This window comes from Gluconobacter sp. (genome assembly GCF_047722525.1).
In the GTDB taxonomy this organism is placed as follows: domain Bacteria; phylum Pseudomonadota; class Alphaproteobacteria; order Acetobacterales; family Acetobacteraceae; genus Gluconobacter.
The window spans coordinates 25813-38535 of sequence record NZ_JBDNYY010000005.1; the positions used below are offsets into that span (position 1 = coordinate 25813).

A 12723-nucleotide genomic window follows, 5' to 3' on the forward strand; every position below is an offset into this window, starting at 1 on the left:
AGCTTCAATGCCTGTTTCCACGCAGACCACGGCACAGGCGAGCGCTCACGCCAAGATCAACCTGTTCCTGCACATCACCGGCCGCCGCGATGACGGCTACCACCTGCTCGACAGTCTGGCCGTTTTCGCGGGCGCAGCGGACCGCGTCACGCTCGCAGGCCTTAGCGAGGCCATGTCCCTCACAATCAACGGCCCGTTCGGACAGGGGCTGGAAGCGGACGGTCACAATCTCGTCCTCCGCGCCGCTCGCGCCCTTCAGGCCCAGTCCGGCACTACGGTCGACGGCCTGACCGACTCCTTCCGTCTGGAACTGGAGAAAAACCTTCCCGTCTCCTCCGGCATCGGCGGCGGCTCGGCCGACGCCGCCGCAACGCTGCGCCTGCTAGCTCAGGAATGGGACGTCGATCAGGAAGCACTCTTTCCGATTGCTGCTAAGCTGGGCGCAGATGTTCCGGTCTGCGTCGCCCAGCGCCCGACGCGGATGCAGGGAATCGGCGAGATCCTTGCACCGGCACCGGCCCTTCCCGAGGCTGGTCTTCTGCTGGTCAATCCCGGCGTCGGCGTCTCGACTCCTGACGTCTTCCGGGCCTTTGCGGCCGGGGGCGGCATCGTCGAACGCCCGGCCCCCTTCCTGCCGGACCGCTGGACCACCGTGCAGGACATGGTCGCGGATCTGAATGCCACCACAAACGACCTTCAGGCGCCCGCCCTGTCTCAGTGCCCCGTCATCGGTACGGTTCTGGCCTCGATTGAAAGCCTCCCCGCTTGCCTGCTCAGCCGCATGAGCGGTTCAGGCGCCACATGCTTCGGCATCTTTCCCAGCCCCGAAAGCGCCGTTACCGCGGCCCGCATCCTGAATACACAGAGCGCACGTCTGGGTTGGTGGACATGGGCAGGCGGTTTCCATCACACTGCCCCCTCAACCTGATCACAACAGAACCGAGCAGGGAGCCCGACACCATGACAGCCCCACGCATGCAGGTCACACGTTCAGAGGACGGCAAGACCGTTATCCTGTCCTTCCTCGAAGGCAGCGGCATCTCCGGCAGCATTGCCCTGGACGAAACCCAGCTCGCCCAACTGATCGCTAGTCTCGGCCTGGCCCATGCCAGCCTCGTCGAAAAACGTCCCCCGCCCCCCATTGCAGGCGCGCGCTTCACGCCTGTCTACACCACGAACTGGGCACTTCAGATCGACGCCCTGACCGAAGGCTCCATGCTGGCTTTCCAGCACCCGGCTTACGGACCGGTTGGTGTTGTCTTCGGCCCACAGGATATCGAACAGATCATTCGGGGCCTTCAGAAACAGCGCACCATGATCCGCTCCAACCCCGAGGATGCCAGCCAGCCAAGCTGACGAAATCCCCCGGCGCCTCAAAAAAACTCGACATCCCCCGACCCGACGCAGGTCTGGGGATCTGCCGCCAGAAGACGTTGCCGCACCTCTGCCAGTGTCAGTCGCTCCACAACGGAACGCCCGATCTGCACATCTCTCAGACCGCTCTCGAGACTCAGCCCTTCACAACACTGCGCCAGTTGCCCCAGAACCTGCATGATCCGGTCAAAATCCTGAAACTCCGGAACACTGCCGGTCGGCAATACTTTCAGACAGACTGCCTCCAGCTTCCGCAGATCCTGAAGGCTTAGGACAAGCTGCGCACTCACCCCCGACAGAACCTGAGGCAACGAAAGCGCATCTGACATCTCATGCATTACAGATCGGCCCGAAAACGGCTTCGATACGGGACTTGAGCGAGCTGGCTGTAAAAGGCTTGGCCAGGAAATTGTTCACTCCTTCCGCAATTGCCTGCTGCACCAGTTCCTTGCTGGCCTGTCCGGTCAGCATGATGAAGCCCGTTTTAGCGGTTCGTGCGTTGCCCCTGACTGCTTTCAGAAGCTCCAGTCCGTCCATGTCCGGCATATTGAAGTCGGAAATAATCAGATGCACCGGGTTGCCCTTGAGATGCTCCAGGGCCTCGACCCCGTTCCGGACTCCGGCAATCTGGACAAATCCGATCTGGACAAGGGTATTCCGCAGGATCGAACGAATGGATGTCTGGTCGTCCACGAGAAGAACGGACATGGAAGAGGCGGAAATCATGGATACGTCTCCAGAGAACGGCGTTCACAAAGATTGAGAATGGCTGGGCCAATGGCGGAAAGCGGAAGCTGCGCCTCAACAGCCCCCAGTTCGAATGCAGCCCTCGGCATACCGTAGATGACAGAGGTCGCCCGATCCTGACCGATCGTACAGGCCCCTGCATGACGCATGGCCAGGAGACCCTGGGCACCGTCACATTCCATTCCGGTCAGGATGACACCCACCGCATCCTTCCCGACCGTTCTGGCAAGAGAATAAAAGAGTTCGTCCACCGATGGCCGGTGTCCGTTGACCGGAGGCCCCGCGATCAACTGGCAGACATACTCGCCAGGTCGCCCACCACCCCTGACCCGCAGATGACGCTCCCCACCGGAAGCGACATAAACCGTGCCCGGTTTCAGGACATCCCCGTCTTCGGCCAGCCTGACTTCAGGTTTCACGAGCCTGTTAAGACGGCGCGCAAAGCTTTCTGAAAACTGACGGGGCATATGCTGCACAATGACCGTGGGAGGACAGGCCACAGGAAAATGTTCAAGCACATCCGTCAGAGCCTCCACGCCTCCGGTCGACGCACCGATCCCAACGATCACTTCCGTTTTCGGACCGGGCACATTCCTGGGACCTGCGCTCCCCCCCAGCGATGGAGGCGACGGCCCCTTTACGCCTGCGGCCCGGACAATCGCGTCACCCAGTCCCGCAAATGGTTCCTCTCCGCTTCCGAGAGCCATTTTCGAGTACCATTCGGCTGCTCCCATGCGCAGAGCCTGCTCAACCAGCCCCTTATGGCTGGAAAGATGGCCCGACACCATCACCACCGGCATCGGACGCAGCCTCATGATCTTTTCGAGAAACTGCAGACCGTTCATGGACGGCATTTCGAAATCAAGTGTCAACACATCAGGGTTCAGCCGTACGATCAGGTCACGGGCCTCGAACGGCGTTCCGGCCGTCCCCACGACTTTCACCCTGCAATCGCGCTTGAGCGCCGCCACGATCAAGGCACGGGTCGTCAGCGAGTCATCGACAACAACAACACTCAGGGGCGTGGTTCCACTCAAGAGCCCGCCTCCCCGAACGAGATTTTACGATAGGCATTATAGCCGATGCTTTCCATTCCGAACCGCTCGGGATGCGCAATCCGCTCTGAATGGCCGAGATAGAGTTCTCCGCCCGGAAAAATTCGCTCCGAGAGGCTCCGCCACAGCCTGTCCTGCGTTTCGCGATCGAAATATATCGCGACATTCCGACAGAAGATGGCATGGAAACGGGATGAAAACGGCCACGGTTCCACCAGATTGAGACGGCGGAAACGAATCATGTTCCGGAGCTTTTCGGACATCACGATCCGTCCCCCTTCCATCCGGCAAAACGCCTGTCCTCCCTCTTCAAACAGCGTCTCAGCTTCCTCGGAAGGATAATTTCCCTGTCGCGCCTGCGCCAGGATGTCAGGGTCAATATCTGTCGCCAGAATCTTGGCTCTCAGATCTGACACTGCGGAGAGGCACTTCATGACGGTCATGGCGATTGAATATGCTTCTTCGCCGCTCGAACACGCCGCCGACCAGATCCTGAGTTCTTCTCCGCGCTCAAGACGGAAATATAATCTCTGACGAAGCAGATGCTCCAGATATACGAAATGATGTTTTTCTCGATAGAAACTGGTGACATTGGTCGTCAGCGCTGAAACCAGATGCTGGCGTTCCTCAACGCCCGCACCACTCACCAGAAAACCGCAATATTCATCAAAAGAGCCAAACCCTTCCTGCCGGACCCGCCGTGAAATCCGAGAATAAACCAGGCTCTTTTTTTTTGCCGAAAGCGAAATACCAGCGTAGTTTTTCGCGATTCCTGCAATAATTCGAAAATTTTCGTCTGAAATGGCGTTCTCTTCCAGCTCCCCAACCGCCATCATTGCAGGCTTCCCTCAAACAGGGAGGAAACATTCACAGAAAAAATCAGACGATCACCAAGAGACTGAATACCATTTGAAAAATATTTGAGATTATCACTGGACAGTTCTGGAAGAGATTTAAAATCCGTCTCATCAACCTCTGAAATATCTGTCACGTTTGAAACCGAAAAGCCGATGATCTTGCTTCCATTTTTCAGAAAGATGATCGCTTTCTTTTCGTTCTGCGCTTCCGAAACCCCCATCATCTGCGCCATGTCCACGAGCGGGATCACTGATCCGCGAACATTGACCACTCCCTCCACAAACGTCGGAGCGGCAGGAAAGGGCGTGGGCTTTGTCCACTCCTTGATTTCTTTGACGGCGGAAATCCGAACAGAGAATTCCTGACTTCCCAAAGAAAAAACCAGAGCCTTTTCCATGTTCATACTCTTTCGTCCAACGAACTTTCCCTTTTCTTCAAAAGCTCGCCAAAGAGAAATTCCACATCCAGAATAAATGCCACATTACCGTCCCCCAGAATGGTCGCCGTGGAAAAACAGGCAATTTTTCTGTAGTTTTCTTCAAGATTTTTTACGACGAACCTCGAGTGATCGATAATTTTATCGACAACGAAGGCCATTTTTTCTTCGTTTTCATTTTCGATAACGAAACATATTTTCTGGTTTTTTCCACCTGAAGAAGAGCCCAGAAGATCAGCGGCATAAATCACGGACAGATACCCGTCCCGGTATGGATATCCGTATTTTCCCTCCCCGATAGGAAAGGCTTTATCCGTGTCATAAATTATCGTTTCTGAGACATTATTTACCGGGACAACAAAATCCTGCCCCTCGGCTTTGAAAATAATTCCCTCAATAACCGAAAGGGTGAAAGGCAACGAGATCGAAAAAGTCGTCCCTTTGCCTTTTGCCGAACTGATGAAAATCCGTCCGTTAATCTGCTGAAGACTCTGTTTGACAACGTCCATTCCCACGCCACGTCCGGACACGTCCGTTACTTCCGCAACAGTCGAAAATCCCGGCTCAAAAATAAGGGAATAGATTTCTTCCTGGTCCAGCCGCTGGCCTTTTTCAATGATGTTCTTTTCAACAGCCTTTTCGTAAATCCTATCTGGATCCAGACCGGCTCCGTCGTCCTGAATTTCTACAATAATCCGTCCCGAGCGTTGAAAAGCCCGCAGCCTCAACAGGCCTTCCGGATCCTTACGTTCCCCCGCCCTGATCTCCGGGCTCTCGATCCCATGATCAATGGCATTACGAACCATATGCGTAAGAGGATCGGACAGTTTTTCGAGAATGGACCGATCGACCTCCGTATCCTCTCCCTCCAGTATGAGCCGGACCTGCTTTTCCGTCAGTCTCGCCGTCTCCCGCACCACCCGGCCCAATTTCTGGAAAACCGTCTTGATCGGATACGCCCGCATCGTGATGACGTTTTCCTGCAGTTCATGGATCAACTGCTCCTGCGCTGTCACCACGTTTCCCAGGAACGAGTCTCCAGGAATCTTGTTACGTCGCATCTGTGAGTGAATGGCACCCTGATTGATAACCAGTTCCCCAATCAGATCGACCAACTTGTCGATCCGCTGGATATCCACCCGAACGGTCGCAGAATCCTTGCGTTCAACTGCCTTCCGGGCTGGAGGATCGGTTTTCTCCTCCATGACCGGAGCAGGTATCTCTACACCATGCTCGGCTTCTTCAGTCTGCAGGGTGATCACTGCCTGCACATCATCGCCGGACCACTCAAAAATCTCGTCGATGCTCTCTCGTGGGTTCCCTGTCACGAGGAGAATACGCCACGTCAGATAGCTTTGAGCCGGCAGAATATCCGTAACCAAGGGTACGGAATCAATATCGACCTCAACCTGGATCTGCCCCAGCCCTTCCAAGGCAACCAGAATATTGCGCACATCATCGCCACGCTCATAAAGCTCCGATGACACGGTCAGAGCGATTGAGAACCGCTGCTCGGTCGGAGCATCAATTTCAATTTTAACCGGAGCAAACGACAGTCCGAAAATATCATCCAATGCGACGTCTTGAGACTGTTTCTCGGACTCTGAAGTGTCTGAATGAAGATACCGTTCCAGTTCGGCAGTCGTATCCGGAGCAACTTCATAACTGTCGCCGCCATTTTTGAAACTGGCGACGATATCGAACAGCGTGTCCTTACACTTGAGGAAAGTCGTGATGCTGTCCGCATTTACGCAGCGTTCTCCCGACCGGAACCGGTCAAGCACGCTTTCGAAAAGATGCGAGAACTTTACCAGATCTTCCATTCCGAAGGCGGCTGCGCCCCCTTTGATGGAATGAACACATCGGAAGATCGTATTGATCTTTTCTCCGTTTTCCGGCTCTTCTCCAAGTGTCGTCAGTTCCTCTTCGAGAAGAGCAAGCTGCTCGTCACACTCGTCAAAAAAGATCTGCCGGATCGCATCCATGTCATCGGTAAAATCTTCCGTGCTCATGAACTGACGCGCCTCACTGCCGCAAGCAGTTTGGTCCCCTCAAAAGGCTTCACAATCCATCCGGTCGCCCCTGCGTCACGTGCGGCACGGCGAAGGTCCTCCCCTGATTCCGTCGTCAGAAAAATGATCGGAACATATTTTGTATCGGACTGCGCGCGCAGAGCCTTTGTCAGCGCCAGTCCATCCATACGCGGCATGTTCAGATCCGTTATGATGACCGCCGGCGGGAAACATCTGATTTTTTCAAGCGCATCAAGGCCATCCTCGGCAGTTTCCACATCATAACCCTCTTTGCGAAGCTCCCGGCTCACGAGGTCCCGCATGGTGCGTGAATCATCAACGACCAGAATATTCATGCCTCTCCTCCTGCTTTCAGGAGAAAATCTCCTCCCATCAGCAGAAGGCCTTCTCTCATCGCATCAGAAACATTCCTGATTTCGAAAACAGAAGCTCGCATCTGTGCCGTGCGATACGCCGAGACCAGCAGCTGGAAACAGAGGCCCCCCACCCGGCCAACTTGGCTCCCATCCAGACAGAAGTCCTTCTCTTCTCTCCTGAGAAGTTCCGAAAAAGGGGCAGCGTAGCTGGTGTCCAGCATTTCAGGCAGTATCAGAATACCCATCAACGGAACTCCTCCCATCCTTCATCAGAAGTCTGAAAGGAGTTGGTTCCCCATTGTAAGGAAGGGGACTCCGAACCTGCTAATCCGCTATCGGAAGGGAGTTCTGTTTCATCATGGCTTCCCTGCAGGTGAAACCGCTGCAGGCTTCCCACGAGTTCCCTGGCTTCCGCACTCAGGTTATGACTGGCGGCCGTCGCTTCCTCGACCATCGCAGCGTTCTGCTGGGTGTTCTGGTCCATCTGACTGACCGCAACACTGATTTCTGACAGGTCATTGGCCTGACTACGGGCGGCTGTGGCGATTTCACCAATCAGAACGCTGATTTCACTGACGTTTTCCACGATGGATTTCATTGCGACCCCCGTCTCTTCGACCAGGGAACTGCCTCGGCTGACCTGCTGTGTGCTTGAGGTAATAAGCGCCTTGATTTCCTTGGCGGCATCCGCCGATCGCTGGGCAAGGGCTCGAACCTCAGCGGCAACAACAGCAAATCCCTTGCCCGCATCCCCTGCCCGGGCGGCCTCGACACCCGCATTCAGCGCCAGAAGATTGGTCTGGAACGCAATGTCGTCAATCAATCCGAGAATCTGGGCGATATGGATGGAAGACTGCTGGATGTCCTGCATGGCTGCCGTGGCAGCCATCATGACTTCCCCTGACCGCTCTGCACGGTCACGCGTCTGGCTGGCAACCTCGCTCGCGTGAACGGACGCTGCCGCCGTCTTGCGGACAGTTTCCGTGACATTCCCGACGGAAACCGTGGTTTCTTCAAGCCGTGCGACCTGAAGTTCTGTCCGACGCGCCAGATCATCCGCGGCTGAGGCAATTTCGGCAGATCCGGAGGAAATGGTCGAAATGCTGTCATTCAGCGAAACCATCACCTTCTGAAGCGTCGAAGCCGTATCATTGAAGTCCTGCCGCAACCGCTCATACCGGGCTGGCAGAGCCTCCTCGAGACGAAAACCCAGTTCACCGTCGCGCAGACCGGCCATTGCGTTCCCCAGAATCGCAATCACCCGTTCATGTTCGGACGCTTCTTCCTTTGCCGACTGACGGGCGTCCTCAGCTTCGATCCGGGCCGCAGCCAGGGCAGACTGTGCCTGCGATGCCATGACTTCACTGCGCTCAGAGTTCGTACGCGCTTCCCCTAGCATGACCTGCAATCGAATCAGACTGGCCTCCCGCACCCTCTGCGGCAGCGTGCCTTTCGCAGCCAGTTGCCTTGTGGCGTCGATCAGACCATCTCCGCAGGCCGCAACCAGAACGAAAGCCATGACTCCAGAGACGAAGAACAACGCAAGGACAGCGATTTCCGGAAAAGTCGACCGCCTGATGCTTTCAGCATATGCGCCGGTCGCCATCAGTTCCCATGCCAGGCCACAGACACAGAGCAGCACAGGCACGCCAAATGCCACAAGCAGCCGCCTGCGTAGAAAGGAACTCCCATGCAGGGGAACAGAGCGTATGTCGGACATGCCAGACCGCCTCCAGAAACACAGATCACATCGCGGCAGCCACATGCAGCCGACCAGATGCTCTCCTTCCTAGAGAACAGTTGATTGAAACTCCGTTAATGACCCGTCAGACAGTCTCAGGGATCCGTCGCTGGAATGTCAGCATCATGCTGGACGAACATCCGGCTTCCCTCCCGGGGAATCCAGATCCGGTAGTGCTTGAGAACATCCGCCCCAAGCAGGGCGTCCGTATCGGGAAGGTCCCCACCAACCCTCAGCACGACATCCCGAAAAATGATGTCGCCCAGTTGAAGGGTCTCGAAATGATGCCGATAATTCTTGACCGGGTCCCGCGTCAGCCCATACCCGATTGTCACCGGGTCCTTCTCGAGCATGGCGCGCGTCACACCCGCCGCCCGGGCGGCATCGCGACTGATCAGGGTGGTGCCCGCTCCCGTATCAAGAACGGCGTCGGTGGCATGCCCGTTCAGCCAGATATCCACCGTCGTCTTGTGGCCGCCATTATAAAGATGGCTGACCGGAACCGTATGAATGCGCCCTGTCCATCCCGGGGTTGGCGTGTCGCAGCCTTCCGTCTCGACCAGTCGCACCCGATGCCCGGGCATGTCCACGACAGTATCGTACCGCCCCAGAAAATCACGCCCGAATACCCCCACGATCGGAAGGCCGGCAATTCGGCCGGTAAACTTTCCCACCCCCGCAACAGCAATATTCAGTGCCTTGGAACTTCCCATGTCCAGCGTGTCGATCGTCACGACACGTCCATAATCTTCTCCGCCCACACCACGCACATACACAGATGCCCCCGTGTCCCTCAGACCGAGGGGTTCAATGAAACTCTGCCCGATCGTTGTGGAAAATGCGCCCGTATCAACGATAAGCGCGACGGGATGACCATTGATGGAAGCCCGGACGATCGGGCTGCCCCAGTCATTCAGGACAGGCATGTCGCCACTGACAAACAGCTTGCACTGACGCGGCCCGCTTTCACATCCGGCCAGCAGTACTCCCATCACGAGTAGCGCGCCCAATCGTCCCAGCCTCATCCCCGTCCTCCGTATCGTTCCGTTACAAAGGACACGGTCTTCCAATCACGGGCAAGACAGATTTTTCGACCAAAATTGCTTTTTTTTCTGCATACCCTATTGCCACCCCCCGGGCAGGCTGATACATCACCGCCACCGACCAAGAGGAAGCCAAACAGCTTCCAAACGGAAGGTCCCAGACTGCTGAAAAGCGGTTTTGCGGGTGTAGCTCAGTTGGTTAGAGCGCCGGCCTGTCACGCCGGAGGTCGCGGGTTCGAGCCCCGTCACTCGCGCCACTCCTCTTGAGGAGTTGGCCATTTCCCCCAAGAAAACAATTCCGGAAACGACTGCTTACCCCTAGGTAAGAGTATGGTTTTCTTCATTCTGAAATGTCTGATTTCGGGACTTCTGATCGCGGCAGCCTCAGGTATTGCCCGCCGTTATCCCGCAGCAGGCGCCCTGATAGCCTCCCTGCCTCTGGTGTCGGTCCTGGGCATGATCTGGCTCTGGCTGGAAAAACCTGATCGCGTTGTCATGAGCCGGCACGCGGAGGCAACCTTCTGGTACGTGCTTCCATCCCTGCCGATGTTCCTGTTGATCCCCCGAATGCTGCGAGCGGGACTGCCCTTCTGGCTCGCCCTGACGGCAGGATGCGCCCTGACGGTCATCCTGTATCTCGGCACGACCTGGGCGTTCACACGCCTGGGTTCAGGTGGCTGACAACACCCGTCAGCCCGCTTCCTCAAGATAGACGTCCAGAACCTCGTCCGGCGTGCCGTCCATCCGGATATGCCCGTTCTCCAGCCAGATGACGCGCGTACACCACTGCCGCATGACCTTGGGCTGATGGGTTGAAAGCACCAGGATCTCCGCCTGCTGGACGAGTTCTTCCAGCCGGGCCCTGGCCTTGTTCATGAAGACCCCATCCCCTGCCAGAAACCACTCGTCCATCAGCAGGATCTGCGGAGAGGATGCCGTCGCCAGACCGAACGCCAGACGCACGCCCATGCCCGCGCTGTAAACCTTGACCGGCATGTCCATATACGGCCCGAGTTCGGCGAAGTCCTGCACATCCTTCTCGATCTGGTTGATCTGCTGACGTGAAAGCCCTTCATACCGCCCTCTGAGGCGAATGTTTTCACGGCCGGTCAGTTCGGGATTCATGCCCAGGCTGCTGTCCAGCAACGTCCGCATCGTCCCCTGGAGCCGCACCTGCCCGGTGACAGGTTCATAGATCCCCGCCAGCGCCCTCAGAAGTGTGGTCTTGCCCGCGCCATTGCTGCCGATCAGCCCCAGCCGCTCGCCAGAGTGCAGCGTGAAACTGATCTCCCGCAGCACGCTGACAATCGTGCGCTCCCGCAGATCGTGCATCAGGTGGGCGGAGGGCGACGACGGCGCGAACCGGGCCAGCGTCTTGCCGACCTGCCGCTTCAGAGAGCGGCTCTGACCATGATACAGCGGAAAATCAATACAGAGACGGTCAACAACGATACCGGGCATCAGATCAGATCCAGTAAGGAATACGCGAACGCATCCGGCAGAACAGGACGGCCGCCAGAACCCATAGAAGCACGCTGTGGCCGAGCGCCGCCTCCCATACCACCGGATCGACCGTCTGCCCCAGAAGAGGCGCACGAACGATCTCGAGAAGCGGATAAAACGGGTCGAGGAGCAGGTATTTCCGCCCGGTCGTGATCAGCTCCGGCTTCCAGATGACCGGCGTCACAAAGAAAAAGATCTGCATCAGGGACGCCACGATCGGGGCAATGTCCCGAAACCGCGCGCCCAGCATTCCGATCAGCAGAATGACGCAGAAACTGTCCACGATCCAGACCGGCAGGCTGAACAGCAGGCTCCAGACATTCTGCGGCCACACATGGAAGACCGCGAACACGACAACAACGACGACCATATTATGGAGCAGGATCAGCAGGTTCCTGACAATGACCTGCGCCACGGGCAGGCTGACCGGAATCCGCATCGAATGAAACAGGGAGGTGTTCTGCGTGAAGACCGTCCCGGCATCATTGATGACCGTCCCGCCATACCCCCACAGCACGATCGAAAGCGACAGGAAAGGCAGATAGGCTTTCAGATCCATGTGGAAGAGGTAGCCGTAAACCACCCCCATCGCACCAATCATCACGGCCGTGGACAGCGTCAGCCACAGCGGCCCCAGAATGGACCCGCGATACCGCATCTTGATGTCCAGCCAGCCAAGAGTCACGGCAAGCGGCAGCAGCCGGAGCCCCCCTCTGAGGTCGCTCCAGGCGGCGCGGACAAGCCCCCATCCACGCAGGGGCTCAAGGGTCAGAACAGGAGAACGGGCATTCATGTCTTCCATGCGCTCTCCCTACCATGAAAGCGCGTCCTGCCCATCCCCCCCTGCCGCCGAAACATCCCTCTCCCGTACCGCATCGGCCTGAGTTGATGATTTCCCTTGCATCCTGCGCCAACCTCGCCGACATGCTGCGGTCATGTCATATGCTGTGAAGGAAATGTTCGTGACCCTCCAGGGCGAGGGTGCACAGACAGGCCGCGCGTCGGTGTTCTGCCGCTTTGCCGGCTGTAACCTGTGGTCGGGTCGTGAGCAGGATCGCGCGACTGCGGCCTGCACGTTCTGCGATACCGATTTCATCGGCACGGACGGCGAAGGCGGCGGCCGTTTCGAGACGGCCGAGGCCCTGGCTTCCACTATTGAGGCCTGCTGGACCAGTACAGCCGACGATAGTGGCCGGCGCTATGTCGTCTTCACGGGCGGCGAACCCCTGCTTCAGCTTGATGACGCCCTGATCGCCGCCGTAAAGACCCGCGGCTTTGAAATCGCCGTGGAAACCAACGGTACGATCGCAGCCCCCACCGGAATCGACTGGATCTGCGTCAGCCCCAAACCCGGCGGGACCCTTGTCCAGACCGAAGGCGCGGAACTCAAGCTGATCTACCCGCAGCCCGAACTCCCACCCGAATTGTTCGAACAGCTTTCCTTCCGCCATTTCTGGCTCCAGCCGATGGATGGCCCAGACCGCATCGCCAACACACAGGGCGCCGTGGCCCACTGCCTGCGCCACCCGCGCTGGCGCCTGTCGCTCCAGACCCACAAGCTGATCGGAATCCCCTGA

At 57.4% G+C, this 12723-nt stretch carries 16 protein-coding genes and 1 tRNA gene; 5 read left to right on the forward strand and 12 right to left on the reverse strand.

Annotated elements, in window-relative coordinates; all coding sequences use genetic code 11:
- The first annotated feature begins 7 nt into the window (after positions 1–7).
- Both ABF859_RS06220 and ABF859_RS06225 read left to right on the forward strand, forming a co-directional pair.
- Positions 8–928, forward strand: coding sequence for a 4-(cytidine 5'-diphospho)-2-C-methyl-D-erythritol kinase (locus ABF859_RS06220; RefSeq protein WP_415527086.1), 921 nt, complete (start codon positions 8–10; stop codon positions 926–928).
- 47 nt (positions 929–975) lie between these two features.
- Positions 976–1356, forward strand: a complete 381-nt coding sequence (locus ABF859_RS06225; protein ID WP_415527087.1) for a hypothetical protein — start codon at positions 976–978, stop codon at positions 1354–1356.
- Between the two features lie 17 nt (positions 1357–1373).
- Here the strand turns inward: ABF859_RS06225 and ABF859_RS06230 are convergent, their stop codons facing one another.
- From ABF859_RS06230 to ABF859_RS06275, 10 genes are all read right to left on the reverse strand, one after another.
- Positions 1374–1712 carry a hypothetical protein gene (locus tag ABF859_RS06230; protein WP_415526919.1) on the reverse strand — a complete coding sequence of 113 codons (339 nt, stop codon included), beginning with the start codon at positions 1710–1712 and terminating at the stop codon, positions 1374–1376.
- Positions 1705–2100, reverse strand: a complete 396-nt coding sequence (locus ABF859_RS06235) for a response regulator (RefSeq protein ID WP_415526920.1) — start codon at positions 2098–2100, stop codon at positions 1705–1707. Before ABF859_RS06235 ends, ABF859_RS06230 begins: the two co-directional genes overlap by 8 nt.
- Positions 2097–3158: a protein-glutamate methylesterase/protein-glutamine glutaminase gene (locus ABF859_RS06240; protein WP_415526921.1), complete on the reverse strand. Its 1062-nt coding sequence runs from the start codon at positions 3156–3158 to the stop codon at positions 2097–2099. Before ABF859_RS06240 ends, ABF859_RS06235 begins: the two co-directional genes overlap by 4 nt.
- A complete protein-coding gene (locus tag ABF859_RS06245; RefSeq protein WP_415526922.1) occupies positions 3155–4012 on the reverse strand; it encodes a CheR family methyltransferase in 858 nt (285 codons plus the stop codon). The genes ABF859_RS06240 and ABF859_RS06245 overlap by 4 nt, the downstream gene beginning before the upstream one ends.
- Positions 4009–4431, reverse strand: a complete 423-nt coding sequence (locus ABF859_RS06250; protein ID WP_415526923.1) for a chemotaxis protein CheW — start codon at positions 4429–4431, stop codon at positions 4009–4011. The genes ABF859_RS06245 and ABF859_RS06250 overlap by 4 nt, the downstream gene beginning before the upstream one ends.
- A 2-nt stretch (positions 4432–4433) precedes the next feature.
- The gene (locus ABF859_RS06255; RefSeq protein WP_415526924.1) at positions 4434–6482 is read right to left on the reverse strand and encodes a chemotaxis protein CheA; all 2049 of its coding nucleotides are present in this window, start codon (positions 6480–6482) and stop codon (positions 4434–4436) included.
- Entirely contained in the window at positions 6479–6838 is a 360-nt protein-coding gene (locus tag ABF859_RS06260; RefSeq protein ID WP_415526925.1) for a response regulator, read from the reverse strand. The genes ABF859_RS06255 and ABF859_RS06260 overlap by 4 nt, the downstream gene beginning before the upstream one ends.
- Positions 6835–7104, reverse strand: coding sequence for an STAS domain-containing protein (locus tag ABF859_RS06265; protein ID WP_415526926.1), 270 nt, complete (start codon positions 7102–7104; stop codon positions 6835–6837). The genes ABF859_RS06260 and ABF859_RS06265 overlap by 4 nt, the downstream gene beginning before the upstream one ends.
- The gene (locus ABF859_RS06270) at positions 7104–8579 is read right to left on the reverse strand and encodes a methyl-accepting chemotaxis protein (RefSeq protein ID WP_415526927.1); all 1476 of its coding nucleotides are present in this window, start codon (positions 8577–8579) and stop codon (positions 7104–7106) included. Before ABF859_RS06270 ends, ABF859_RS06265 begins: the two co-directional genes overlap by 1 nt.
- A 116-nt stretch (positions 8580–8695) precedes the next feature.
- The gene (locus ABF859_RS06275; protein WP_415526928.1) at positions 8696–9625 is read right to left on the reverse strand and encodes a retroviral-like aspartic protease family protein; all 930 of its coding nucleotides are present in this window, start codon (positions 9623–9625) and stop codon (positions 8696–8698) included.
- A 198-nt stretch (positions 9626–9823) separates the two neighbouring features.
- Here ABF859_RS06275 and ABF859_RS06280 point away from each other — a divergent pair.
- Positions 9824–9900: transfer RNA gene (locus ABF859_RS06280), tRNA-Asp, on the forward strand.
- Between the two features lie 73 nt (positions 9901–9973).
- Complete coding sequence (locus ABF859_RS06285) at positions 9974–10324, forward strand: DUF3147 family protein (RefSeq protein ID WP_415526929.1); 351 nt, start codon at positions 9974–9976, stop codon at positions 10322–10324.
- 9 nt (positions 10325–10333) lie between these two features.
- Here the strand turns inward: ABF859_RS06285 and ABF859_RS06290 are convergent, their stop codons facing one another.
- Positions 10334–11104: an ABC transporter ATP-binding protein gene (locus tag ABF859_RS06290; protein ID WP_415526930.1), complete on the reverse strand. Its 771-nt coding sequence runs from the start codon at positions 11102–11104 to the stop codon at positions 10334–10336.
- Positions 11105–11108: 4 nt separating this feature from the next.
- Positions 11109–11948 carry an ABC transporter permease gene (locus tag ABF859_RS06295; RefSeq protein ID WP_415526931.1) on the reverse strand — a complete coding sequence of 280 codons (840 nt, stop codon included), beginning with the start codon at positions 11946–11948 and terminating at the stop codon, positions 11109–11111.
- Between the two features lie 133 nt (positions 11949–12081).
- Between ABF859_RS06295 and queE the strand changes: the two genes are divergently transcribed.
- Positions 12082–12723, forward strand: a complete 642-nt coding sequence (gene queE / locus ABF859_RS06300; protein WP_415526932.1) for a 7-carboxy-7-deazaguanine synthase — start codon at positions 12082–12084, stop codon at positions 12721–12723.

What these genes read in the sequence shown, in the direction of transcription:
- ABF859_RS06220 (WP_415527086.1), top strand. Translation starts at nt 8, where the DNA reads ATGCCTGTTTCCACGCAGACCACGGCACAGGCGAGCGCTCACGCCAAG.
- ABF859_RS06225 (WP_415527087.1), top strand. Translation starts at nt 976, where the DNA reads ATGCAGGTCACACGTTCAGAGGACGGCAAGACCGTTATCCTGTCCTTC.
- ABF859_RS06230 (WP_415526919.1), bottom strand. Translation starts at nt 1,712, where the DNA reads ATGCATGAGATGTCAGATGCGCTTTCGTTGCCTCAGGTTCTGTCGGGG.
- ABF859_RS06235 (WP_415526920.1), bottom strand. Translation starts at nt 2,100, where the DNA reads ATGATTTCCGCCTCTTCCATGTCCGTTCTTCTCGTGGACGACCAGACA.
- ABF859_RS06245 (WP_415526922.1), bottom strand. Translation starts at nt 4,012, where the DNA reads ATGATGGCGGTTGGGGAGCTGGAAGAGAACGCCATTTCAGACGAAAAT.
- ABF859_RS06250 (WP_415526923.1), bottom strand. Translation starts at nt 4,431, where the DNA reads ATGGAAAAGGCTCTGGTTTTTTCTTTGGGAAGTCAGGAATTCTCTGTT.
- ABF859_RS06255 (WP_415526924.1), bottom strand. Translation starts at nt 6,482, where the DNA reads ATGAGCACGGAAGATTTTACCGATGACATGGATGCGATCCGGCAGATC.
- ABF859_RS06260 (WP_415526925.1), bottom strand. Translation starts at nt 6,838, where the DNA reads ATGAATATTCTGGTCGTTGATGATTCACGCACCATGCGGGACCTCGTG.
- ABF859_RS06265 (WP_415526926.1), bottom strand. Translation starts at nt 7,104, where the DNA reads ATGGGTATTCTGATACTGCCTGAAATGCTGGACACCAGCTACGCTGCC.
- ABF859_RS06270 (WP_415526927.1), bottom strand. Translation starts at nt 8,579, where the DNA reads ATGTCCGACATACGCTCTGTTCCCCTGCATGGGAGTTCCTTTCTACGC.
- ABF859_RS06275 (WP_415526928.1), bottom strand. Translation starts at nt 9,625, where the DNA reads ATGAGGCTGGGACGATTGGGCGCGCTACTCGTGATGGGAGTACTGCTG.
- ABF859_RS06285 (WP_415526929.1), top strand. Translation starts at nt 9,974, where the DNA reads ATGGTTTTCTTCATTCTGAAATGTCTGATTTCGGGACTTCTGATCGCG.
- ABF859_RS06290 (WP_415526930.1), bottom strand. Translation starts at nt 11,104, where the DNA reads ATGCCCGGTATCGTTGTTGACCGTCTCTGTATTGATTTTCCGCTGTAT.
- ABF859_RS06295 (WP_415526931.1), bottom strand. Translation starts at nt 11,948, where the DNA reads ATGGAAGACATGAATGCCCGTTCTCCTGTTCTGACCCTTGAGCCCCTG.
- queE (WP_415526932.1), top strand. Translation starts at nt 12,082, where the DNA reads ATGTCATATGCTGTGAAGGAAATGTTCGTGACCCTCCAGGGCGAGGGT.